Origin of the sequence: Bacteroides sp. AF25-5LB, from assembly GCF_003602965.1 — a bacterium.
In the GTDB taxonomy this organism is placed as follows: domain Bacteria; phylum Bacteroidota; class Bacteroidia; order Bacteroidales; family Bacteroidaceae; genus Bacteroides; species Bacteroides uniformis.
The window spans coordinates 168,006-189,305 of record NZ_QTMC01000004.1 but is presented as its reverse complement, the minus strand read 5'-3'; the positions used below and the strand labels follow the sequence as shown (position 1 = coordinate 189,305).

Below are 21,300 nucleotides of genomic sequence, written 5' to 3'. Positions count from 1 at the left end.
CTTTTTGTTGAAGTATCGTTCATGGCAAGACAGGACATAACAATGGACGCCGAATACGGTGAGGTGGAGACTTCCGGCAATATCGCCGGCAAGAGTTTCTACGACTTCCGCCTGCTCGATGCCGTCGCGGGTGCGGACAACGACACCTTCCGCTACGGAGAGATTACCGTCCCCGTCGGCTTCGTGTACACGTATAACGACGGCAAAGGGTTCCATGTCAGGATTCCCTATACGCCCGACATGCGCCGCCTGACGGTCCGTCTGGTTATGGAAAGCGGTTCGGGCGGCACGGAGTACCTGAGAAATCCTGCGACGGGCAAACATTGGTTTCCCGTCGTGGCGGAGACGGAAGCCGGCACGGCCGATATCGCCCTGGCCGCATTTTTCTCCCTCAATGAGAAGGGAGTCTACAACCTGCTGTCACGGGACGGTTACCTTGCCGTGTACAGCGGCTCAGAGACCGACTTCGAAATAGGAGCCGCCAAAGCCCAGAACGAGACGTTTCTGCTGAAAGCTTCAGCCGGAAATCTCTACCAACATTCTACGACAGGTGTCGGCCTCGTCGACTACCTGCATTCGAGTCTGGAAAACAACGGTCTTGCCGCCAAACTGCAGTCGGAATTCCTGTCGGACAAGGTCGTCATCAAGAATGCCTATATGGATTCTGCCACGGGAGAGCTGCTTTTAGAAACCGAGGAAAAGGAGGAGAACGATGGGTAAGTACAGGGTCGTAGCCGGACAGAATATCTACGATGTGGCCCTGTACCTGTACGGCAGCATCGAGGGAGTCGTGGATTTGCTCATCAACAACCCCGATCTCTCCTTCGCCACGACATTGACTGCCGGCCGGGAACTTGTCTACACGGACGATTTCGTTATCCGCGCCGATGTAGTCGCCTATAACGGGTTGCACGGCATCGTCCCCGCTAACGGTGAACGGCATGTCTATCCCAAAACGTTCACCTTGCCGCTTGCTGTCGTCCTCACGCTCGCTGCCGGGATCATCACCGTGCAGTGTGCCGTTTCCGGTGCGGGACAGCTGGAAATCGACTGGGGCGACAACAGCGACACCGAGACCGTCCTCCTCGCGGACACGCCGCAGCTGCTCACCCATACCTTCGACAACAAAGTCAGGGACAGGCGTCGTATCCGTTGGTTTACCGATGCCTGCTTCCGGAGTATCGACTGGAGCGGGCTCAAACCGCGGTCGTTGGTACTGGTGCAGACACTGCCGGTGGAGGAGCTGACGCTCACGCACGCCACACTCTCCTTGGAGAGCCTGCGGCTGCTTTCCGGAACCTACAGCCTGAACCTGTCGAATTGCGCGTTGGCCGATCTTGCACCGCTTGCCGAATGCCGGGAACTGATGACACTCGACCTCTCCGCCGCCCGACTGAAACCGACAGTCATAGATCATTACCTGACAACCCTTGTGGAACATTACGGCGACCGACGGAATTGCACGGTCATTTTACCTACAGCCCCGACGGGAACCTATCGGGAGCCGGACCGGGATACCGAAACGGGGCGCTACCGTATCGCCTCGGGCATGGAAGCCGTATGGGTCATCCTGCACGAGGAGGCCTGGAATGAGGGTGGCGCGTGGAAATTCATTATCGACGATATAACCTATACAGTGGAATGAGCCGGACGATTAAGGAGATATACAATGAAGCCGTGCAGGAACGCAACCGGCGGCTGGAACTGACGGAGTTCGCCAGCGACTCGAAGCTGTCTGTCATGAACGGTATCCTATGGACCGTAGCCGCTGTCATCTACAGTTTCGAGACGCTGCTTGATGTCTTCGCGGTGGATATCTCGGAAGCCATCAACAACCGGATCAACGGCACGCCGGACTACTACGCCAATGCGCTGCTGCAATACCAGCAGGGCGACGAGCTGACCGTCCGCGAGGACGGACTGGCTTTCGGGTATGCCCAGGTCGATGAGACCAAACGCATCATTACGCAGGTCTCCTATGTGGAGAGCACGGACGACAGCAACCTCGACAGCAAGCTGGTACTGAAAATCGCTACCGGCACGAAAGGACATCTGGAAGCTATTCCCGCCGAGGAGCTGGTGCCCATCAATGCCTATATCGGCAAGCTGAAATTCGCCGGCACACGCATCGAGGTCATCTCGACCAAAGGCGACGTGCTGGTGCCGCGTCTTACGGTCTTCTACGATGGTGCCGTTCCCGAGGCGGAGATGTACGACAGCATCGAGACCCGTATCCGGGACTACATTATGGGCATCGACTTCGACGCTGCGGTCTATGTCTCCCGCCTGACGGATGCCATACGCCGTGCCGAACACGTTACAGACGTCTATATCGACGAGACGGCAATCCCCGAGCAGGGCGTGTTTATTGCTTGCCACGATACGGACGGGCAAATCCAGCCCCTGCAACGTGTCGGCCGCATGACATACACCGCCTCGGGCTACCTGAAAGAGTCCTCGCGCAAGGACGAGGAGTCGGAACTGCCGACCTTCCGGGAAGCCATCACGCTCAAAGTCGAAAACCATGAGATATAAGCTGCCCATAGACCGTTCGGTGAACCGGCTCGTGCCGCACTACCTGTCGGGACGGCGGTTCATCCTCTTCGTGCAGAGCTGCCTCTATCCCTTGCAAAGCCTGAACGAACGGTTCCGTACGTTTGCACGGGAACGGCATATCGAGGCGCGCATGACCTCACAGGTCATCTATTTCGAGTGGTTCCTGAACTACCGGTTCGGTAAATACATCAAGGACGGCAAGGACCGCATCTTCATCAAGGACAGCACGAGTGTCGGTGTGGACCTGTACCACGAAGGGGCGGAATACCAGCGTCCTTTCACCGTATGGTACAACGGGGAACAGGTTACAACGGACAATGAGGCGGAACGCCCCCGTCCGTTCTACCTGCTGGCGGAAGAGAAGCTGATCAACAAGGTCAGCTTCATGGTCTGCGTCCCGCCCGTCACCATACCTCCGCGGGAACTGGTCTATATGCTTTCCTATGTGGTGAACACCTATAAGACAGCAGGCAAGACCTACCTGATCAAGATCGACGAAGACGAATACACCCCCAATAAGAATACAGGACAATGAAAGAATATATTGCGGAAACCGGCGGACGGTATACCTACTCGGACGATATCCTGAACTTGCAGGAACTGGCTCTCAGCATGAGTGCCGTTTTTGACGGCTGCTCGGACTTCATCATCTCCGGATGCGAGATCGAGGGTCCCCGCGTCTCCCCGGGTTATGTCTGGCTCGGCGGAAAGGTACGCCGTTTCGACGGCTGCGCCGATGCTGTCTATCCCTATTATATATACGAAATCAACCGGCATGAATCGGTGGTCTACGCCAATGAGGTCAACAAGCGCGGGCGTACCTGTTATCTCTGTGCCGGAGCCAAGGCTGTCCCGGATACGGTCGATCCGGTTACTGACAAACTGCCGGCGGCCATCGAGGTGACGGAGAGCTATGCACCCCGGTTCATCGACAAGTTCTTCGGCCGCTATGCTGTCCTGCTCGATACACCTTTTGCCCGGCAGACCGTCAAGAAGGATCTGGTGCTGGCCGGAACGTTCACCGGGCAGAAAGAAATCAGCTCCAAGACCGCCGTCTCCGTCAGCGGCGGGAACGGCTACATGCTCAAAGGCATCGTCAAGGCGGACGGCCATGCCGCCATCGGTGCCTACCTGCACGGTCTGCTTGTCAACGAGATTGTCATCCGGACGGACGGCACGTTCAGTTTCATGAAACAAGGCAAGGAACTGGCCAGGGTTACGGAAGACGGCATATCCTGCGGTACTTCGCTGAATGAAAACGCCCGGATCGGGGCTGTCCGCATCAAGGGATACGACATCTATAACACCTCGGATGTGACGGATGAGGGTTGTATCCGTATCAATTACCACGGCACGGAGGGCGGCGGAACAAAATACCGTGACTTTGCCGTGCATGACGGAAAAGCCTGCACCACACCTGTTTTGAAAGTCATCGGGCGTACCGCCACCCTGCAGGTCGGCGGACTGCTCTCCCTGCAAAGCACCGGACGGGGTATCGATATTCAGAATACCGCCTATACGAAAGACAATGCCAGGCTGACAAACCTGATTACCTGGCGCGACAGTGCCGCCGCGCTGCTCGCCACCGTCGGCTTCGACACCGCTGACAGTTTCCGTTTTGCGCTGAGGAACGCTCTGGGCGACATCGTGCTTGCCCCTTTGGGAGCGGTGGATGTGCTCGGTACGCTTAAAATCAACGGAAAATCCGTGTCCGACACCTATGTGACCGTCAGGGCCTTTACGGAGGCGATGGGAAAGAAAGTGGATGTGGTAGAAGGCAAACAGCTCTCTACCGAAGACTTCACGACCGAATACAGGAAGAAACTGGCGGCTATCACTACCGGAGAACTGACGGAGGGCGGCGAAGGTTATGTCACATCGGGAACCGTCGCGGCGGCTTTGAAAATGAAACTCTCCGCCGACGGGAACCTTTCCGATGTCATGGACAAGGCTGCCGCCCGGAAGAATATCGATGTCTATTCCAAAGCGGAAGCCGGGGAGGTATTTCTGGAAATCTCCGAAGGATTGAAGGAGCTGGTGCGCCTGACGGCGGACGAGATCAGCGGGCTGACGGCAGAGGAAGCCGCCGAACTGAAAGCAAAGCGGCAGGCGGCCGTCAGGGATACCCTCGATGCCGAAAAGAAAGGTACCGGGGAGCTGAAACTGGCCAAGACCTCGAACCTGTCCGACCTTCCGGACAAGGGCAAGGCACGCAAGAACCTCGAAGTCTATTCCACGGCCGAGATAGACCGGATGATGGACGGCAAGCTCGGGACTGACTCCGCTTACGAGGGCATTGTCTTCACACCCGAACTCAGGGACAAACTGCTGGAAATCAAGACCGGTTCGTTCGCCTACATAGATGAAGGCGGCATTTCGCACGCGCAGGTCGAGGGATACGTGATGACCTCGCAGGTTGTCAGGGAACTCAAGAAAAAGGCGGAGCGGCTGATGGGCGGCTACAACGCTTCCGAAAAGGATACCATCGCCACCAACCTGAACCTGTATACCAAGGCCGGGGCGGACGCCCGCTTCGCCGCGCTTGAAAACCTGTTCCAGGATTACATCGACTTTTTGACCGGGCAAGGAAAATCCCCCATGGAAGCCCGGCAGCTCCTGCGGAACAAGTTGGACGTGCTGTCCAAAGACGAAATCGTCAAGGACTACCTGCGCAAGGACGGCAAACTTTCCGACCTGTCCTTGCCGACAGCGGAGGCGAAACGGCAGGCCTGCCGCGCTATCGGAGCCGCCTATGCGGAAGAATACCAGCCCCTGCTGGCGGATACGGGATGGATGCACATGGAGAACAGCGGCTCGGGAACAGATACCCAGGGGCTGTTTATCCGCCAGATCGGGAATATCGTGTCCATACAGGGGTATATCAATACCGCACGCAGGGACGGCAGCAACTGGGGCGGCATCGTTGCCGTCATCCCGAACAAGATACAGCCCCCGAGATACAGCGTGCGCTGCAGCGCCGCTGACTGGAACGATGACCACAAGTACAACCGGGGCTCCTCGTTCACCATCTACGGCGGTTCGCGCAGGATACAGCTTTACGAGCGCGGTATGTACAATGTCAATGTAGAACTCAACTTCACCTATTTTGTATAGTCATGAAACATAAACTCAATGTAAACGGCGATATTGAAAGCCGCCGGAGGATTGCGGAGCGCAGGAACGTTCCCGTCCGTGAAACCGTACAGCAAACCATTCAACCGCAACATCATGAAACAGAAGAAAATCAGGCGGCAGCCGCAGAAGAAACCGTCTCCCCGGCAGCAGAAGCCCCGAAAGCGAGAAGACGGAAGACCGCAGGGGACGCTTAAGCGCTTTCCTTTCGACGAGACACGGATAGGCTTCATGCTCCGGTATGAGATGCCGGTAGTCTATCATCTGCTCCGCAGGTTATGCGCCACGCAGCAGCCCTTCGAGCCGGACTGGCAGGTCATACGGTCGGTGGCGGAGGCATCGAAAGACCCTTCCTGCGGCAAGGCGAAGTTCCGCCGCTACCTGGACGAGTACCGCCGGGACGGGGTCTATTGCCGGCGCGGGAAACGGCTCACGCCGGAGCGCAAAGCCTACTATGAAGGCATATGCCGCCGCAAGAGAGAAGAGTATATCCGCCGGAACCGCAGGAGGCTGCTTGCCGAAGCGCGGAACGCGCCGGGCGGCGACAGACTGCTCGGAGAGATTAAAAGCATTCTTAAAATGAAACGGTAATGCGCTGAAGGACAATGCCGGTGAGAAACATTCATGTACATGTATGGCTGTTCCGGGTAATTTGCCTAATTTTGTATTCCACGGTCGCTGCAAGACCTTTCCATATTGTCAAATGAGTATCCTCTTTCGGGATACGGTCAGCGAGACATCCTCTCCCAATTTTATCAGTTGAACGCGGACGGTGCAACCGAACCCGTCCGTCCTGTTACCAGTTTCTTTGCGATGCGGGTATACCGTGTCGCATTCTTCGGGCATTTTTAAATCCATAAAACAAAGCGTTTATGCAAGAAGAAGAAAAGAACAACGGCATGGAAGGCATGTCTGTCGAGGAAATGTTCCTCGGCGTTCAGGAATCTTATCAGGAGGCACAGTTGCGTGCCCAGGAGGAGAACAGGGCGTTCGCCCGTACGGAGTTCTTCCGCATGGACAAGTTCGGGACTTACCGTCTCCGTATCCTGCCCATCGCTCCCAATCCGGACGGCTCGCCGACACGTCCGGGCTATGAGTATCCCGTCCACCAGCTGCTTCTGGAGCTGGAGAAACCCGCTACGGGGAACAAGCCCCAGAAGATGTATGTCACTGTCACCCGCGCTACCGATGCCGGATATAGCGTTGATCCCATCGAGACTTACCGCCGCATGGCCGTCGAAGCCGCAAAAGAGGACGGGGACGACAAACTGGCGGAAAAGATTGCCGGGGGCTCGTTCGGAGGCGGTCTGAAATACAGTTACGGCCACTGTCTCTATGTATTCGACCTGGGTGAACGAGCCAAAGGCGTGCAGATGATGACCCTTTCCCATGCCCAGTTCAAGGATCTGGATGAGAGGAAGTTCAAGCTGTGGAGCAAGAAACTGGCCAAGAATCCGTCTTACCCGTGCCCGATTTCCTCGGTGTATGACGCCTATCCGGTGGAGATTGAAAAGCGCAAGAACGGAGCCAAGACCGAGTATGTCATTTCCATTGACAACGAATCGGAACCGGTACCGTTGACCAAGGAGGAGCTGACCGCCCTGATGGGTGCGCCGCGTATCCCGGAAATCATCTACCGCTACACCCGTTATCATCTGGGAGCCACCGTCGAGTTCCTCAAACAGTGCGACGGTATCTACGGCATGTCGCTCATGGAGACGGATGAAATGAAGACGGTCATCGACACGCTGGACGGTGAACTGCCCAAGGAGGATATATCCGCGTTCTCGTTCGACCGCCGTACGAAAGATAACAGAGAAAACGGGCGTGAAGGCGGAGGCATCTCGCTGGACGACCTTTTCGAACGTTATGACGAGCTTCAGCGGCAGGAACTCGGTGAGAAGACCGAGGAAGGCCAGGAGCTGCGTGCGATGATCCGCGGCTACATCGAGCAGGAAGGGCTCTCCGTGCGTGTCACACGCTCCACGAGCAACCGGGAACTACTCGACCTGATCGAAAGCGAGTTGGAGGGTCCGAAGCCCAGTGACGAACCGGAGGATGTCCCCGGGGAGGAAGAAGAGCAGCCGGAGGAAACGGAAGAGCGTGCCGGGCGTCCCCGCCACCGCAGATAAGCCTTTCACAAGTTCTTGAATTCTAATCCGACGGGAGGCATCCGGGCCTCCCGTCCTAATCACAATCACTTAGTATGAAAGAGAACAAACCCTGCCTTTTGTTATTGAATGACATCCACATCTCGAAAGACAACATCCCTGCATTCCAGGCCAACTGGCAGGAGGCCATGGGAATTTGCAGGGAACGGGATATCCGGGAAGTGGTTGTCGGAGGAGACCTGTTCTTTTCCCGTGCCGCCCAGACACTCGATGTCCTGCTGGCCGTCAGGGATATGCTTGTATCCGCCGCGGACCATGACATTCATGTCACGCTGGCGGAAGGGAACCACGACAAGGTGAACCAGGAATCCCTGCGCGGATATTGTCATGTCTTCGACCGGCATCCGAATGTGACTGTCGTGGATGAGTACCTGACCCTGTGCCGCCCGGAATGGAAGTTCGCGCTCCATGTAATGAGCTATTTTCCGGAAGACGGCTCTTTTGCCGAAAGGCTCGGACGATTGGCTGCGGAAGCGCTTTCCGGAGAACCGGAGCACTTCCTCTACATCCATGAGGGTATCAACGGGGCATTGGCACAGCCTTCGGAAAAGGAACTGCCTGCCAGGATATTCTCTCCTTTCGACAAGGTCTTTGTCGGCCATTACCACAACCGTACCGTCATTCCGGGGACGGGAATCGAATATATCGGTTCCTCGCGCCAGCATAACTTCGGGGAGGACGAGGAGAAAGGATACACGGTGCTGTATACGGACGGCACGTACGAGTTTGTCAAGAACCGCGTGAACATGCGGTACCGTGTCATGGATATGCCGGCGGAACGTGCCGGGTTGCACCTGATGGACGAGCTGCGTGAAATGGAGGCCGATGGTCGCTACAAGGTCAAGGTGCGTGTCCATGCACCTGCCGCCGCGATGAAATCGGTGGACAAAGCCGCCTTGCTGGAAGCCGGAGCGGCGAAGGTAGAACTGGTTGCCGATGACGAGCAGCTGCCGGAGGCGGTATCCTCTTCGCTCTTCGAGAAATTCGACAGCCGCCGCATCCGGGAAACCTACGAGGACTTCTGCCGGGAGAAACAGATCGAGGATGTGTCGATGGGATTGGAGTATTTATCTAGAATAGAAAACAGATCATGTGGAAATTAAAGACGATAGAAGCCGAAAATCTCTGCGCCTTCCGTTCGCTGTCCTACATGCTGCGGCAAGGCGTGACGACATTGATTTTCGGCGATAACCGGGACAATGAGTCCCAGCAGTCGAACGGGGCCGGCAAGTCTGCCCTGTTGGAATGCATTGCCGTGGGTATCACGGGCAGCCCGCTTAGAAAGATACGCTCGGAGGAGATTATCAACGATGCAGCGGAAGAATGCCGTATCGCTTTGCGTTTCATCAACGATTCCGCCGCCGAGGAACTGCTCGTCAACCGCCGTATCCCGCGCAAGGGGGCTTCCTCTGTCAGCTGTACGCTTTACCGTGGCGGCAAGCAGGTGGTAACCGATGAAGCGGTACAGCCTTCGGTGGATGCCTATAACCGGTATATTCTTGACAAACTGGGTATCACACGCGACGAGCTGCTCAACAATTTCATCCTTTCCAAATACCGGTATGAGGATTTCCTCTCGTCATCGGACAAGGAGAAGAAAGAGGTCATCAACCGCTTTTCCAACGGTATCCTGGTGGATGAAGCCATCGCCAAAGTGGAGGAAGACATCGTGCCGCTCTCTGAAAAGAAACGGCAGGTGGAACTGGAACTGGCCGGGTTGGACGGGCGTATCGGGATGTTACAGGAGCAGATACGCAAGGAGGAGGAAGCCGGAGCCGAGCGGGGGCGTACCCGTGTGGAACGTATCATGGGACTGGAAACGGCCATAGCGGCCAAGAGGGAGCAGATCCGTACCGGGCACGAGAACGTGGACAGGCTTGAGGAACAGCTTGCCGGAGTGCAGCGGGCGGACGAGGCTTTGCAGGAACTGGAAGCCGGAGATACCGCATTGGAAGCATGTCTGGAAAAGATAGCGGAAATGATGTCCCTCTTTCCCGATGCCCGGCAGACGGACTGGGACAAGGTCATTGCCGAAAAGAAAGGACGGTTACAGACCGCCACAGAGCGGCTGAAGGATTGCGATGCCGTCTTGAAGCAGGCGGAACAGGAACTGAAAAACAGGACTGACGGCTGGGAACAGTTCAAGAAGGAGTATGCCGCATTCTGTGAGGCATACAGGGATCAGTCCGATACGACTGCGGAGAGACTGCGGGAAATCGACATCCGTCTGCGCGACCTGTCCGGCAGCATCGAGGAACTGCGTCATAAACGGCGTATCGTTTCTGCCGGTATTGACGGCCTCTCGAACAAACTGGCCGGCTCCATCACCTGTCCTTTCTGCGGGCATGAGTTTCTGGTGGCAGAACCACAGTTCGACATCGAGGCCGGCATGAAGGAACTGAAGCTCCGTCAACGGCAGCTCACGGAAATCAACGGCCGTATCGATGAGAAGCAGGAGGAGACGGATGCCGTGGAGTTGCAGCAGAACCGGCTGAACCATGAGCGCCGGATATTGGAAGGCAGACGCACCGGATGGGAGGAGCAGCTGGCCGGGCACGAACGGGCCATCAGGAATGCCACCCGCCACGTGGAAGAGGTGGAAAGCGGGCATAAACGCATCGCTTCCGAAATTACCGCCCTGCAAAGTGAAATCGAAGGTGTCCGCCGCAAGGTATTCGACGAGGTGTTCGGATTCATAGACGAGCGCAATGCCGCACTGAACCGCGGCATACGGGTAGGCAAGGAAGATATACAGGCTGCGGCCTGCGCCATCGACACTTTGCAGGCCACGATCCGGGAGCTGGATGAGGCGGCTTCACCCGACCTCATACAATCGCTCAAGGACACTCTCCGTGAAACGCGCGGGAAGTCCAACGAGGCGGCAGGGCGCAAGACGGCCGTCGATGCCCGGGTCCGTGCCCTGGAGATACAGCGGGAACGGTTCGTGCAGTTCAAGACCTATCTGGCCAACACGAAAATCGAGGCGCTCAGCCGTATCACCAACGAGTTCCTGCAAGACATCGGCAGCGACATCCGTATCCGCTTCGACGGGTATACCGTCCTCAAGAGTGGTAAGGTAAGGGAGAAAATCTCCATCTCACTGCTGCGCGACGGCATGGACTGCGGCTCGTTCGGCAAGTTTTCGGCAGGCGAAGCCGCCCGTGTGAATTTGGCGACCATCCTTGCCATGCAGAAACTCGTGAACAGCAACTGCGACGGGGACAAGGGACTGGATCTGCTCGTGCTGGACGAGATACTCGAGGCGGTCGATGAAGCGGGGCTGGCCTCCATGTTCGAGGCGCTGAACTCGCTCGGCGGTACCGTGCTGGTAGTCTCGCACGGGAATGTGGCTGAAGGCTATCCGCATAAACTGGTAATCGTGAAAGAGAATGGCGAATCGAGACTCGGAGAATAGCGTACTGACCCGGGAGCAGGTACTGGCGCTGGACATCGCCACGCATACCGGATACTTCTCCCTGCATGAGGCCGGGACATGGAACTTCACCGAAAGCAAACGGCGCAACGGCAACAAGATGCACGGCGCTTTCAGGACTACGCTGCTCTCGCTGCTCCGTCGTTACGGCATCCGCCGCGTCGTGGCCGAGGATGTGAGCGTGAACCGCCATTTCTACGACATGCGGCGGCTCTCGGAACTCAGGGGTATCCTGCTCGAAGTGTGCGATGAACTGGATATCCCGGAACCGGAGTTCGTCAACCCGGCTGTCCTCAAGAAATGGGCGACGGGAGACGGACACGCCACCAAGACGCAGATGGTCGCGGCCTGCAAGGACAGATACGGTATTGTCCCGGTGGATGACAATGCGGCGGATGCCTGCCACCTCTTCTACTATTACATCCGCAGGCACAGGCTGTGACAAGCCGACAACGGTTTGGATTTTTTCCGGGCGGCGGTAATGCTGCCGCCCGTTTTTTCAATTGACGCTCACGGTAGCTGACAGATTAGGACATGAGATTCATTATCAACCTTTTCAGTCAGTGGAAACGTGGAAAAGAAAGATGTGTTTATTGCGGTTCTCCAGCCTGAAGACGAATCCGCGAGACAGAGGGCGGAACTTCTCAGAAAATATGTGATGCCGCACAAGAATCTGATATACAGCATTTGTATCAAATATACCTATAACCAGGAGGACATCGAGGACAACTACCTCGAGGCGTTGGCCAACTTCTTCAAGTATATGGACAGTTATGACCCGGCCCGTCCGGTAAAGACCTGGATCTATGCCGTGACCAAACGGCTTGTGGCGGACCTGAACAACCGCAACAGGAACCGCATGCCCCCGGACGACAATATCGACATTTCGGAAATATCCTCTTCGCTGTCGGATGAGGACGAACCGTCGGGAAACAGCATGGGGATGGACAACTACCGCGAGTTCTATAACGATGACATCCTCTGGGCACTGGACCGGCTCAAACCGATTTACCGGGAAGCCCTGCTCTTGCAGCAGGCTGGTTACAAACTCGGGGAAATCATGGAAATCACCTATAACAACGGTACTTTGCAGACCAGGAACGTAGAAACGGTAAAAAGCCGCATCTTCCTAGCCAAGACGCAGCTGCGCAAACTATTGACACGCGATGGAGAGAAAAGAATGGATTGACGGATGCCGGAGGCTCTTTACACGGCTGGTCCGCACCACGGTGTGGGCGGATTTTGTGTTCCCTACCGGCGGCAAGTCGGACAGGCAGCTCGGGATGTGTTTCGACGGCTTGTGCCGGGAGGTCGTCTCCGTCAGTGCGGAACGCCTGTCCGACTTCTGTATCTGCCAGACATATGCCATTTCCGGATATGATACCGCGTATCGCAGGAAATGGAACGTCTCCCATTCATTCGGAAAGAAAGCCATCGGCCGCTATCTCCGCTCGGGAAAGGAACGCCGCTACCGGGAGGACCGGTGGCTGAAGAGTTTCGGGCTGTCACGGCATGATTTGGCGCGGGCAGTGGAAGACCGCCGCAGCCATCCGTTCGGGCGTTTTATTTATCCGGAATACGAGGAGACGACCAAGCGGCGACTGCTCTCCACCGAAGCGGGATATCTCGTCTGTGCGCTCTCCACGCTGATGTGGACGCCTTTCTCCCCGTCATGCTCAAAATGTGCGAAAGCGGAGCCATGCCGCAGAAGGACACAGGCGCGCTATCCGGAACTGTACCGTATCCGCTGTGAGGCGTGGCGGAAAAAGGAGGCGAAGCCATGAGTGCCGTCAATCCGCTCAGTGCCGAGTTCCTGTATGAACTCTATGCCACGGCGCTCAGACAGGAACCGTTGTGTGCTGTCCTAGCCCGGCATATGCGTAAGGAATACCTGCCGGACCGTTCGTTCCAGCAGGTACAGGAGGCGATAGCCGTACACTTCAAGACATACAAGACACCGCCGTCGTATGCCGTGCTGGCACAGACCTTCCATGAGGATTACGACGCCATCGAGCTGATAGACACTTTCCGGGAGTATGACGAGGGACAGAGTGCCGAGGTGATGACCGACATGCTGGAGTCCTACATCAAGGGGGTCCGGTTGCAGTCGGTCTATGCGGAGGTCGGGAAACTGTATAACGAGAACAAACAGGACAAGGCGGAGAAGACTCTTCGGGAATATGCCGAGTGGCTGGCAGGGTTCACGCTGAAGAGTTCCTCGTTCGTCGATGTGGCCGCGACTTTCAAGGAGCGTTTCGAGAGGAACCGCCGGCGCGAGGAGGAAGAGGAACGCTCGGCCGCCCCTCGTGTGTCCCGCTTCTACATCCCGTATCTGGATGCGCTCAATGCCGGACGTAACCTGCGAGGTCAGCTGACCTGTTTCCTGGCCAGCACAGGCGTGGGAAAGTCGCACATCGCCAAATGGATCGGTGTCAGGGCGGACATCGATGACGGGCTGCATGTGCTGCATTTCCAGCTGGAAGGTTCGGAAGAAGAGGCGTTGAACGCCTATTCCGGCGGACTGATTTCCAGGAACGCCTACTATTACGAGCGGGGAAAGATTTCGGATACGGAGATGAGACATCTGGAAAAACTGGTCGCCTCGTATGCCGGAAGCATCACGGTGCGCAGTTACCCGCGTTTCAATGCCCAGGTCTCGACACTCGACATCAAGAACGGCATTTCGGAATACAGGAAGCTCAAAGGATATAATCCGGACATCGTGATTGTGGATTCGATGGACTTGCTGACGGATGCCAACCGCCGTTCATGGGGAGCCGACCATGAACGGGCGAAGCGTATCGCGGTGGCTAATGACCTGAAGGACCTGGCGGCGGACGAAAAGGTATGGATGGTGGTGACTTACCAGTCTACCATCGAAGACCGGGAGTGGCTGAATGACGAGCGGAACGTGCTGACCGAGTACAACTGTTCGGAGGCCAAAGGTCTGGCCCGCCCGTGCACGCACCTTGTTTCGCTCAACCAGTCATCGGCTGAAAGAAAGGAGAACGTTATGCGCCTGCACGTGGCCAAAAGCCGGTTCTTCAAGAAAGGAGACACTATCAGGATTGCCACCGACTACGACAATGAGGTGTTCTATGACGGGCAGAGGACACTGAATCTGAACAGGGAATAAAAAGCCATCGATCCGGATGCGGCGTGTCGGTGGCTTTTTGACTTGTAACGACTGGAATGTTGAGAATATATGGCAGCTTACATGCGTAAAACCAATTCCGGACAGATACGATTTTTATTGTATGCCCTTTGTATTCCGCCATATCGTCCGTTCCCCATGTTATCAACAGCAGGTTTTCACATTTCAATTCCTCTGCCGCCTCCAAGACTTTCAGTTTCCGCTCACGGGTCTTGGCGTTCGAGATATCATACGACCTTTGTTCGAGGAAAGTTCGAATGACCTCGCAAATACAAATCCGTTATTTGTAGTAATTGGAAAACGATACTTTTCATTCAGTATGTTTATTGTACTGCACAAAAAATACGCTTTTTTTATGTAGAGAGTGATCATTTTAGAAAAGTACATCTCTACACCTGATAATCAGCCAATGCTGATTATCAATCTCCTTATTTATATATTGTTTTATCGATTAGACAAAAGCAGTCATTTTTTGTCCAGCCGGGAAGACAATTTCTCTTTTCCTTTGGGTGGAAAGACCTTCCATGATTCTGCCGGTCTATTTTTATTGGGCTAATCCGGATTCTTTTTCCAAACATTTCAAACCAACCTGTAGCGGTCACGACTATACCTTAATATGGAACTGTCGGTACAGGAATATCAATATCTGGTTTCGGAGATAACCCGCGAGACGGGTGCCAAACGGGACGGGAGCGGTAAGAACCTTATCGTTCCGCGCTGCCCGTTCTGCGGAAAGTCGGGCGGTAAGTTCGGTATCTACATCGGCAAGGCGACTGCCCACCGCCGGCCTTTCATGGCCCACTGCTTCTCCTGCGGGGCATCCACCCGTACATTGGAGCAACTTCTGGCGGCTATCGGTCGCATGGACCTGATGGTTTTGCAGACAGCTGACATTGCCGCACCGTTGAACCTGCACCTGCTGGAGAAGGACGAGGCGGAAGAAATAGACGACGAACTGGTGCCGGTCGAATTGCCGGACTTTTACAAGCGCACTTTCCGGCATCCGTATTTGCAGCGGCGCGGCTTCTGTTTCGACGATTACGAGTATTTCCCGGTCGGGATAACCGGCAGGCTCAATCCGCGCTACGCGGACTATGTCGTCTTTCCGGTCATCGATGACTGTACGGTTGTCGGCTATGTCTCCCGCCATACCTGGCCGAAAGAGGATATAGACGCCCACAACCGCAAGACCAGACATAGCGGCGGGTACAAGATCCTGCGTTACCGGAACTCCACGGAAAACGACTTTTCCAGACTCCTTTATAACTACGATGCCGTCCGTATGGATGAAACCGATACGGTCATCCTCGCGGAAGGTATTTTCGATGTCATCGCCCTGACCCGCAGACTCGAACTCTATGACAATTCCCATGTCGCAGCCGTGGCCACTTTCGGAAAGAAAATATCCGATGTACAGATCTACAAGCTGCAATCGAAAGGCGTCAGAACCGTAGTCATCGGTTACGATGGTGATGCCGTCGAGTCGGTAAAGCGGACGGCTGAACGGCTGAAACCCTATTTCGAGGTTTTCATCGCGGACATTGCTGATGCCGCCAAAGACTGGGACGAACTCACGGAAGCGGAAATCTACGGGATTTTCGCCTGCCGCCTGCTGTCCGTCCTTGAATACAAACTCAAAAAAGTACAGGAAAGATGATACAGGAACTTTTCTCATGGCTCGATGCACAACGGATAACCTATATCCCGGTCGATACGGAAGTGGTGGATATTCCCGGCTTCGGGCGGCTTTTCACGGCCGACCTGTCGGGAGTGGAATCCATCTTCCGCGGCGACGGGGACAAGCTCGTGTTCAACCTGATGGAAAGTCCGGATGTGCTGATGGAAGAAGGAATCTTCCATGTGGCCTTCCCGTTCGGCAGGAACTGGTACTACTATGACCTGCGGGAAGAATTCCGTTTCAACCTGCTGAAATATATCGGCCGGCCCAAGCCTCCGGTACATGATGTACCTTTCGTGAACCTCGGCATCCATACCTCCTACGAGCTGCTGAACGCCTGCTGCTCGCCGGAAGATTTGTGCCGCAAGGCGAAATGGCTCGGGCATACGGCTGTCGGCATCTGCGACCGCAATACAATGGCCGCCACGCTGAACCTTCAGAAGGAGTGCGCCAATACCGGGCTGAAACATATATTCGGCTACTCGCTGACAATGATGCACGAAGAAGAACGTGTCGGGCTGAAGATTTATGCCTTGGATAACGAGGGGCTGCATAATCTGCTGCGCATCCAACGGGCCGTCATGGTCGATTCGGAAGACAACACCCTCCGCTATGAACAGCTGCTGATGTATGCCGCAGGTTGTGTGGTGGTTTTCGCCATCCGTTCCGTCTACTGGATGGCCGGACACCCCAAACAGGTGAAGCGTATCCGGAAAGGTGCCGAAGCGGTCTATTACCAGGTCGACGCCAACGAATACAAGGCGGACCGCATCGACAGGGAGCAACTAGAAGCCCTGAAATATTATTTCGGCAACTGTTATGATGCCGACACGGATTCATTTACAGTAGAACCAGTCCTGATTCCGGACTGCTACTACATGGACAAGGACGATGCAGGGTACAGAATCGTGGTGAACAAGATTGCCACGGGAGCCGCCCATGAACAGAGCGATGACCAGTATTTCAAGACAGCGGATGAATTGTATGACACGCTCCGTCCTCTGTTCTCCGGGCAATGGGACTTCGATTCCCTGTTTAGGCGCATGTGCCGTCCCACGGTGGAGATTGCCGGACGTGCGGACGCCTCATTCGAGACCGGGCGAATGTTCATGCCGGAATACCGTATGCGACCGGAAGAGCGGGAACGGTATGGTGACCGCCGTACGATGTTCCTCCGACTGCTTGACGACGGGCTGGACCGGAAAGTGCCGGAACCGGAGCGGGAACGCTATCGGGAACGGCTGGACGAGGAAGTCTATATCATTGAATCGACCGACAATGTGGACTATTTCCTGGTGCAGTGGGATATGGTGCGGGAGGCGCACCGGAGAGGCATCGCAACTGGTATAGGTCGCGGTTCCGCCGGGGGCTCGCTGGTTTCCTACTTGCTTGGCATAACCTCCATCGACCCGCTGAAATACGACCTTATCTTCTCGCGCTTCCTCGTGCCGGAACGCTGCGGGCTCAGCTGGAAAGACGAACTGACGGTGCTTGCCCCGGACATCACACTCGGCAAGGGCGAACGCTATGTGGAGATGGAATCTGAAGGCAAGACTTACCGTCTGTGCACGGATGCCCGGATGCGGGTAATCCGTAACGGAGAAGAGCGGACGATATACGCAGATGAATTGATGTGTGGCGACGAAATCCTTTTTGACCGCCGAGATTGCTTGTGGAACCTAAAGGAACTCGAAACCCATGAATCCGACCTACGAACACCACCGTCCCTATGACGGTTGCGACCTTTACCGGGGCGATGCACTCGATGTGCTGCCCCTGCTGGCTGAAGAAGGCATCACTGCCGACATGGTATTGTCAGACCCTCCATACGGTACGACACATTGTCGATGGGACGCCGTGATAGACATCCCCGGGATGTGGAATGCTGTACAGGGCATATCCAGACCTGACACTCCCGTACTGCTGTTCTGCCAGCATCCTTTTACGAGCCTGCTGGGCAGCTCCAATCTCCGCAGGCTGCGGTATGCCTGGGTATGGGAGAAGACGCAGGCGACAGGCTTCCTAAACGCCAGGCGTATGCCGATGAAGGCGCACGAGGACATTCTGGTCTTTTACGCCAGGTTGCCGAAGTATCATCCGATCAAGACGGACGGGCACAAGCGCAAGGTCGTGATGGCCGAACATCAGCGGAAATGCGATGCCGGCGAGATATACCGGAAGCACGATAATTTCCGGGATTACATATCCACGGAACGCTATCCGCGCAGTGTGCTGAAATTCAAGACGGACAAGCAGCTCTCCTGCCTGCACGCGACACAGAAACCTGTCGCCCTGCTGGAATACCTGATACGCACCTACACCGACGAAGGAGACATCGTCCTCGACTTTGCGATGGGCAGCGGCAGTACAGCCGTGGCCTGCCGGAATACGGGACGCCGGTTCATCGGCGTGGAGATAGACCTGGGAATTTTTCAGACAGCACTAAACCGTATAACCCATGGCTGACACCCGGGAAATCTGGGTGGATATCAAGAACTATGAAGGAAAGTACAAGATCAGCAACCTCGGGCGTGTCAAGAGTCTGGAACGGCAAGTTTCGCATGACGGTATCACCTGGACACAACCCGAACGTATCATGTGTCATTGGTGTGGGACGACTTCGCTCTATGACTGTGTCCGACTCTACAAGGGCGGTGTCGGAAAGAAGTTCTCCGTGCACCGTCTGGTGGCACAGCACTTCCTGCCCGACTGGAATCCGGGACTGGAGGTGAACCATATCGACGGGAACCGCGACAACAACCGTGCGGATAACCTGGAAATGTGTACGCACCAGCGGAATATGGAACATGCCATAGCGGGTGGCCTCAAACGGGATTACGGCGAGAAAAGCGTGAACGCCAAACTGACCAACGGGCAGGCGGAAGAGATACGGGTGAGGTATTCCTCCGGCCAGGCTTCCCAGAACAGCCTGGCAAAACAGTACGGTGTCAGCCGCCAGACGGTAAGCGCGATAATACGATACAAGAAATATATCAGATGAAAGTAACACATATAAGAATCAGGAAAGCAGACGGACCGCTGACGGTCATGGATGCCTTTGTGGACAAAGGACTGACAGAAGGCGGCCACGCTTCGCTGCCGGACATAGATGTCGACTATGCCTCCGACCGGCGGCAGGAGATCAAGGATTACCTGGAAGAACGGTACAACGCGGACGGCCGCCAGCGTGTCTTTTCCGCCGGCACCTTTACCACGATGAAACTGAAAGCCGCCTTGAAGGACGTGGCACGCGTACACCGCGTGCCTCACTCCATCGTGAACTATATTACCGCCATGATAGATGACGGCACGGACTGGACAGGACTGTTCAGACAGGCTGCCTTCAACAGAAAACTTCGGGACTTTATCCAGACCTATCCGCTGGTCATCGAGGACGTGCAAGGATTGCTCGGACAGCCCAAAGCGGCCTCCATACACGCCTCGGCCATCGTTGTCACACCGGACACGCGGGACGGCAGGCCCGCCGAATGCTTCGATTTCCTGCCGGTCCGTAAGATGGACGGGGCACTGGTATCGGAGTTCGACGGCTATTCGGTCGATGAGATCGGATTGTTGAAGGAGGATGTGCTGGCGACAAAGGAACTTGCCAAACTGAGTGCCGTCATCGCGTTGGTCAACCGGAATTTCGGGCAGGAACTTACTATCGGGCGTATTACGCAGGATATGCTGGAAGACGGGAAGACCTACCGACTGCTCTCGGACGGCAACACGCAGAATGTGTTCCAGTTCTCTTCGCCGGGCATTACCCGGTTTATCCAGGATGTACAGCCGGAGTGTATCGAGGACCTGATCGCCATCAATGCCCTGTACCGTCCCGCCACACTCGACATCGGTGCCACCGATGATTATGTCCGTTTCAGGCGTGGCGAAGTGGCCCCGGTCTATAACTACGGCTGTTATGAAGCAACGAAGAACACTTTCGGAATCATGGTCTACCAGGAGCAGTTCATGTCCGTTGCTCATACGCTCGGGGGATTCGACCTCGGGAAGACCGACTATCTGCGCAAGGCCATAGGAAAGAAGAAAGCCGACCTGATGGCCACGCTGAAGGCGGATTTCATTGCCGGAGCCGTCGGGAACGGATGCCCGGACTATGAGGCGGAGGAAATCTGGCACAAGATAGAGGTAGCCGGGAAATATTCGTTCAACCGTTCCCATGCCGCGGCATACGCCCTTACAGCCTATTGCGGGGCATGGCTCAAGGCCAATTACCCCTCGGCATTCTACACGGTGGCATTGCAATGGGCGGACGACAAGGAGATTCCTTCGTTGATGGCGGAGATGGAACGCTGCTCGTCGGCCAAGATCGTGCCGCCGGACATCAACCGCTCCGGGACGGAGTTCTTCACCGACTATGCCACCGATGAAATCTTCTGGTCGCTTACCCGTATCAAACAGGTCGGTGTCAAGACAGTGGAATACATCGTCACGGAACGCGACCGGGGCGGGGCATATACCGGTATCGAGAACTTCATCCACCGCATATTCCGTTACAAACTCAAGAAATACAGTTACTGGGACGACCCCGACAACGCGGAAGAGGCCGTGAAAGTCCCCGTGAACGCCCGGCATGTCAAGCACATGATCCTTGCCGGATGCTTCGACCGTATCGAAAAAGTCGGGGCGGTTACCGAACGCTGCGCGCTGCTCGAACGCGCAGCACGGGAACTGGGATTCTCCCTTTCTGAAAAAGACTTCCCGCAGGACATGCGCGGGCGGCATTTCTTCTGGTCGCAGCAGCAGATTGCCGTGTCGGGCATAGGCAGCATCGATTATCGCCGCATCTTCAACAATTCGGAAGCCCGCAGGCAGGTCAAGGGAAAAGCCTCTTACCTGACCCTGGACGAGGTGGCACGGGACGAGAACGACGGCAGGCGTGCGACTGTCTGCGCCACGGTGGTGGATGTAACCGAACATACCTACAAGGACAGGGAGACGGGAAGCCGGAAGCGTTTCGCCAAGCTGACACTCTCCCAGAACAACCGTCTGGCGGAATGTGTATGCTGGAACGACTATTACATGGAACACCACACCGTGATCCAGTCGCTCAAAGACCGGGTGGTCATCCTCACTGCCGTCATCCGTTACAGCGACTACAACGGATGCAATACATTACAGACCTATAGGAACTCATTGTTATTCATTCAATCCTGAA

General features: G+C 55.8%; 20 protein-coding genes. 18 read left to right on the top strand and 2 right to left on the bottom strand.

Annotation, left to right across the window (positions count from 1 at the left end; genetic code table 11):
- Nucleotides 1–42: 42 nt before the first annotated feature.
- Genes DWY57_RS06505 through DWY57_RS06490 form a run of 4 tightly spaced genes read left to right on the top strand, consistent with a single transcriptional unit; the run spans nt 43 to nt 3,091 of the window.
- Nucleotides 43–720, top strand: coding sequence for a hypothetical protein (locus tag DWY57_RS06505; protein ID WP_004293576.1), 678 nt, complete (start codon nt 43–45; stop codon nt 718–720).
- Nucleotides 713–1,645, top strand: coding sequence for a hypothetical protein (locus DWY57_RS06500; RefSeq protein ID WP_004293575.1), 933 nt, complete (start codon nt 713–715; stop codon nt 1,643–1,645). Before DWY57_RS06505 ends, DWY57_RS06500 begins: the two co-directional genes overlap by 8 nt.
- Nucleotides 1,642–2,535 (top strand): hypothetical protein, encoded by an 894-nt coding sequence (locus DWY57_RS06495; protein WP_004293574.1) that lies wholly within the window; start codon nt 1,642–1,644, stop codon nt 2,533–2,535. The genes DWY57_RS06500 and DWY57_RS06495 overlap by 4 nt, the downstream gene beginning before the upstream one ends.
- On the top strand, nt 2,525–3,091 hold the full coding sequence (locus DWY57_RS06490) for a hypothetical protein (RefSeq protein ID WP_004293571.1): 567 nt from the start codon (nt 2,525–2,527) through the stop codon (nt 3,089–3,091). Before DWY57_RS06495 ends, DWY57_RS06490 begins: the two co-directional genes overlap by 11 nt.
- On the opposite strand, the gene DWY57_RS21255 is transcribed toward DWY57_RS06490, so the two are convergent.
- The gene (locus DWY57_RS21255) at nt 3,034–3,669 is read right to left on the bottom strand and encodes a hypothetical protein (protein WP_240058567.1); all 636 of its coding nucleotides are present in this window, start codon (nt 3,667–3,669) and stop codon (nt 3,034–3,036) included. The genes DWY57_RS06490 and DWY57_RS21255 overlap by 58 nt on opposite strands.
- Here DWY57_RS21255 and DWY57_RS06485 point away from each other — a divergent pair.
- Nucleotides 3,637–5,670, top strand: coding sequence for a hypothetical protein (locus DWY57_RS06485; protein WP_240058568.1), 2,034 nt, complete (start codon nt 3,637–3,639; stop codon nt 5,668–5,670). The genes DWY57_RS21255 and DWY57_RS06485 overlap by 33 nt on opposite strands.
- A gap of 114 nt (nt 5,671–5,784) precedes the next feature.
- Nucleotides 5,785–6,279 (top strand): hypothetical protein, encoded by a 495-nt coding sequence (locus tag DWY57_RS06480; protein WP_017140885.1) that lies wholly within the window; start codon nt 5,785–5,787, stop codon nt 6,277–6,279.
- 108 nt (nt 6,280–6,387) lie between these two features.
- On the opposite strand, the gene DWY57_RS20860 is transcribed toward DWY57_RS06480, so the two are convergent.
- Nucleotides 6,388–6,546 carry a hypothetical protein gene (locus DWY57_RS20860; RefSeq protein ID WP_008672739.1) on the bottom strand — a complete coding sequence of 53 codons (159 nt, stop codon included), beginning with the start codon at nt 6,544–6,546 and terminating at the stop codon, nt 6,388–6,390.
- 14 nt (nt 6,547–6,560) lie between these two features.
- On the opposite strand from DWY57_RS20860, the gene DWY57_RS06475 reads away from it, so the two are divergent.
- The 12 genes from DWY57_RS06475 (at nt 6,561) to DWY57_RS06415 (ending at nt 21,299) form a co-directional block, all read left to right on the top strand.
- Nucleotides 6,561–7,820 carry a hypothetical protein gene (locus tag DWY57_RS06475; RefSeq protein WP_119961480.1) on the top strand — a complete coding sequence of 420 codons (1,260 nt, stop codon included), beginning with the start codon at nt 6,561–6,563 and terminating at the stop codon, nt 7,818–7,820.
- A 74-nt stretch (nt 7,821–7,894) separates the two neighbouring features.
- Nucleotides 7,895–8,962 carry a phosphoesterase gene (locus DWY57_RS06470; RefSeq protein WP_004293565.1) on the top strand — a complete coding sequence of 356 codons (1,068 nt, stop codon included), beginning with the start codon at nt 7,895–7,897 and terminating at the stop codon, nt 8,960–8,962.
- Nucleotides 8,950–11,274, top strand: a complete 2,325-nt coding sequence (locus tag DWY57_RS06465) for a hypothetical protein (RefSeq protein ID WP_004293564.1) — start codon at nt 8,950–8,952, stop codon at nt 11,272–11,274. Before DWY57_RS06470 ends, DWY57_RS06465 begins: the two co-directional genes overlap by 13 nt.
- Nucleotides 11,249–11,734: a hypothetical protein gene (locus DWY57_RS06460; protein WP_004293563.1), complete on the top strand. Its 486-nt coding sequence runs from the start codon at nt 11,249–11,251 to the stop codon at nt 11,732–11,734. Before DWY57_RS06465 ends, DWY57_RS06460 begins: the two co-directional genes overlap by 26 nt.
- Before the next feature lie 129 nt (nt 11,735–11,863).
- Nucleotides 11,864–12,481, top strand: coding sequence for an RNA polymerase sigma factor (locus DWY57_RS06455; protein ID WP_008672743.1), 618 nt, complete (start codon nt 11,864–11,866; stop codon nt 12,479–12,481).
- Nucleotides 12,459–13,076, top strand: a complete 618-nt coding sequence (locus tag DWY57_RS06450) for a hypothetical protein (protein ID WP_008672745.1) — start codon at nt 12,459–12,461, stop codon at nt 13,074–13,076. The genes DWY57_RS06455 and DWY57_RS06450 overlap by 23 nt, the downstream gene beginning before the upstream one ends.
- Entirely contained in the window at nt 13,073–14,428 is a 1,356-nt protein-coding gene (locus DWY57_RS06445; protein ID WP_004293560.1) for a DnaB-like helicase C-terminal domain-containing protein, read from the top strand. The genes DWY57_RS06450 and DWY57_RS06445 overlap by 4 nt, the downstream gene beginning before the upstream one ends.
- A gap of 634 nt (nt 14,429–15,062) precedes the next feature.
- Complete coding sequence (locus DWY57_RS06435; protein ID WP_004293559.1) at nt 15,063–16,103, top strand: toprim domain-containing protein; 1,041 nt, start codon at nt 15,063–15,065, stop codon at nt 16,101–16,103.
- Entirely contained in the window at nt 16,100–17,857 is a 1,758-nt protein-coding gene (locus DWY57_RS06430; RefSeq protein WP_004293558.1) for a PHP domain-containing protein, read from the top strand. Before DWY57_RS06435 ends, DWY57_RS06430 begins: the two co-directional genes overlap by 4 nt.
- Nucleotides 17,823–18,590 carry a site-specific DNA-methyltransferase gene (locus tag DWY57_RS06425; RefSeq protein WP_119961479.1) on the top strand — a complete coding sequence of 256 codons (768 nt, stop codon included), beginning with the start codon at nt 17,823–17,825 and terminating at the stop codon, nt 18,588–18,590. The genes DWY57_RS06430 and DWY57_RS06425 overlap by 35 nt, the downstream gene beginning before the upstream one ends.
- Nucleotides 18,583–19,125 (top strand): HNH endonuclease, encoded by a 543-nt coding sequence (locus tag DWY57_RS06420; RefSeq protein WP_004322855.1) that lies wholly within the window; start codon nt 18,583–18,585, stop codon nt 19,123–19,125. Before DWY57_RS06425 ends, DWY57_RS06420 begins: the two co-directional genes overlap by 8 nt.
- Entirely contained in the window at nt 19,122–21,299 is a 2,178-nt protein-coding gene (locus DWY57_RS06415) for a DNA polymerase III subunit alpha (protein WP_009316564.1), read from the top strand. Before DWY57_RS06420 ends, DWY57_RS06415 begins: the two co-directional genes overlap by 4 nt.
- Nucleotide 21,300 lies beyond the last annotated feature (1 nt).

Bases quoted from the DNA above. Each gene is read 5' to 3' on its own strand.
- DWY57_RS06505 (WP_004293576.1), top strand. From the start codon at position 43: ATGGACGCCGAATACGGTGAGGTGGAGACTTCCGGCAATATCGCCGGC.
- DWY57_RS06500 (WP_004293575.1), top strand. From the start codon at position 713: ATGGGTAAGTACAGGGTCGTAGCCGGACAGAATATCTACGATGTGGCC.
- DWY57_RS06495 (WP_004293574.1), top strand. From the start codon at position 1,642: ATGAGCCGGACGATTAAGGAGATATACAATGAAGCCGTGCAGGAACGC.
- DWY57_RS06490 (WP_004293571.1), top strand. From the start codon at position 2,525: ATGAGATATAAGCTGCCCATAGACCGTTCGGTGAACCGGCTCGTGCCG.
- DWY57_RS06485 (WP_240058568.1), top strand. From the start codon at position 3,637: ATGCTCAAAGGCATCGTCAAGGCGGACGGCCATGCCGCCATCGGTGCC.
- DWY57_RS21255 (WP_240058567.1), bottom strand. From the start codon at position 3,669: ATGGCCGTCCGCCTTGACGATGCCTTTGAGCATGTAGCCGTTCCCGCC.
- DWY57_RS06480 (WP_017140885.1), top strand. From the start codon at position 5,785: ATGAAACAGAAGAAAATCAGGCGGCAGCCGCAGAAGAAACCGTCTCCC.
- DWY57_RS20860 (WP_008672739.1), bottom strand. From the start codon at position 6,546: ATGGATTTAAAAATGCCCGAAGAATGCGACACGGTATACCCGCATCGC.
- DWY57_RS06475 (WP_119961480.1), top strand. From the start codon at position 6,561: ATGCAAGAAGAAGAAAAGAACAACGGCATGGAAGGCATGTCTGTCGAG.
- DWY57_RS06470 (WP_004293565.1), top strand. From the start codon at position 7,895: ATGAAAGAGAACAAACCCTGCCTTTTGTTATTGAATGACATCCACATC.
- DWY57_RS06465 (WP_004293564.1), top strand. From the start codon at position 8,950: ATGTGGAAATTAAAGACGATAGAAGCCGAAAATCTCTGCGCCTTCCGT.
- DWY57_RS06460 (WP_004293563.1), top strand. From the start codon at position 11,249: ATGGCGAATCGAGACTCGGAGAATAGCGTACTGACCCGGGAGCAGGTA.
- DWY57_RS06450 (WP_008672745.1), top strand. From the start codon at position 12,459: ATGGAGAGAAAAGAATGGATTGACGGATGCCGGAGGCTCTTTACACGG.
- DWY57_RS06445 (WP_004293560.1), top strand. From the start codon at position 13,073: ATGAGTGCCGTCAATCCGCTCAGTGCCGAGTTCCTGTATGAACTCTAT.
- DWY57_RS06435 (WP_004293559.1), top strand. From the start codon at position 15,063: ATGGAACTGTCGGTACAGGAATATCAATATCTGGTTTCGGAGATAACC.
- DWY57_RS06430 (WP_004293558.1), top strand. From the start codon at position 16,100: ATGATACAGGAACTTTTCTCATGGCTCGATGCACAACGGATAACCTAT.
- DWY57_RS06425 (WP_119961479.1), top strand. From the start codon at position 17,823: ATGAATCCGACCTACGAACACCACCGTCCCTATGACGGTTGCGACCTT.
- DWY57_RS06420 (WP_004322855.1), top strand. From the start codon at position 18,583: ATGGCTGACACCCGGGAAATCTGGGTGGATATCAAGAACTATGAAGGA.
- DWY57_RS06415 (WP_009316564.1), top strand. From the start codon at position 19,122: ATGAAAGTAACACATATAAGAATCAGGAAAGCAGACGGACCGCTGACG.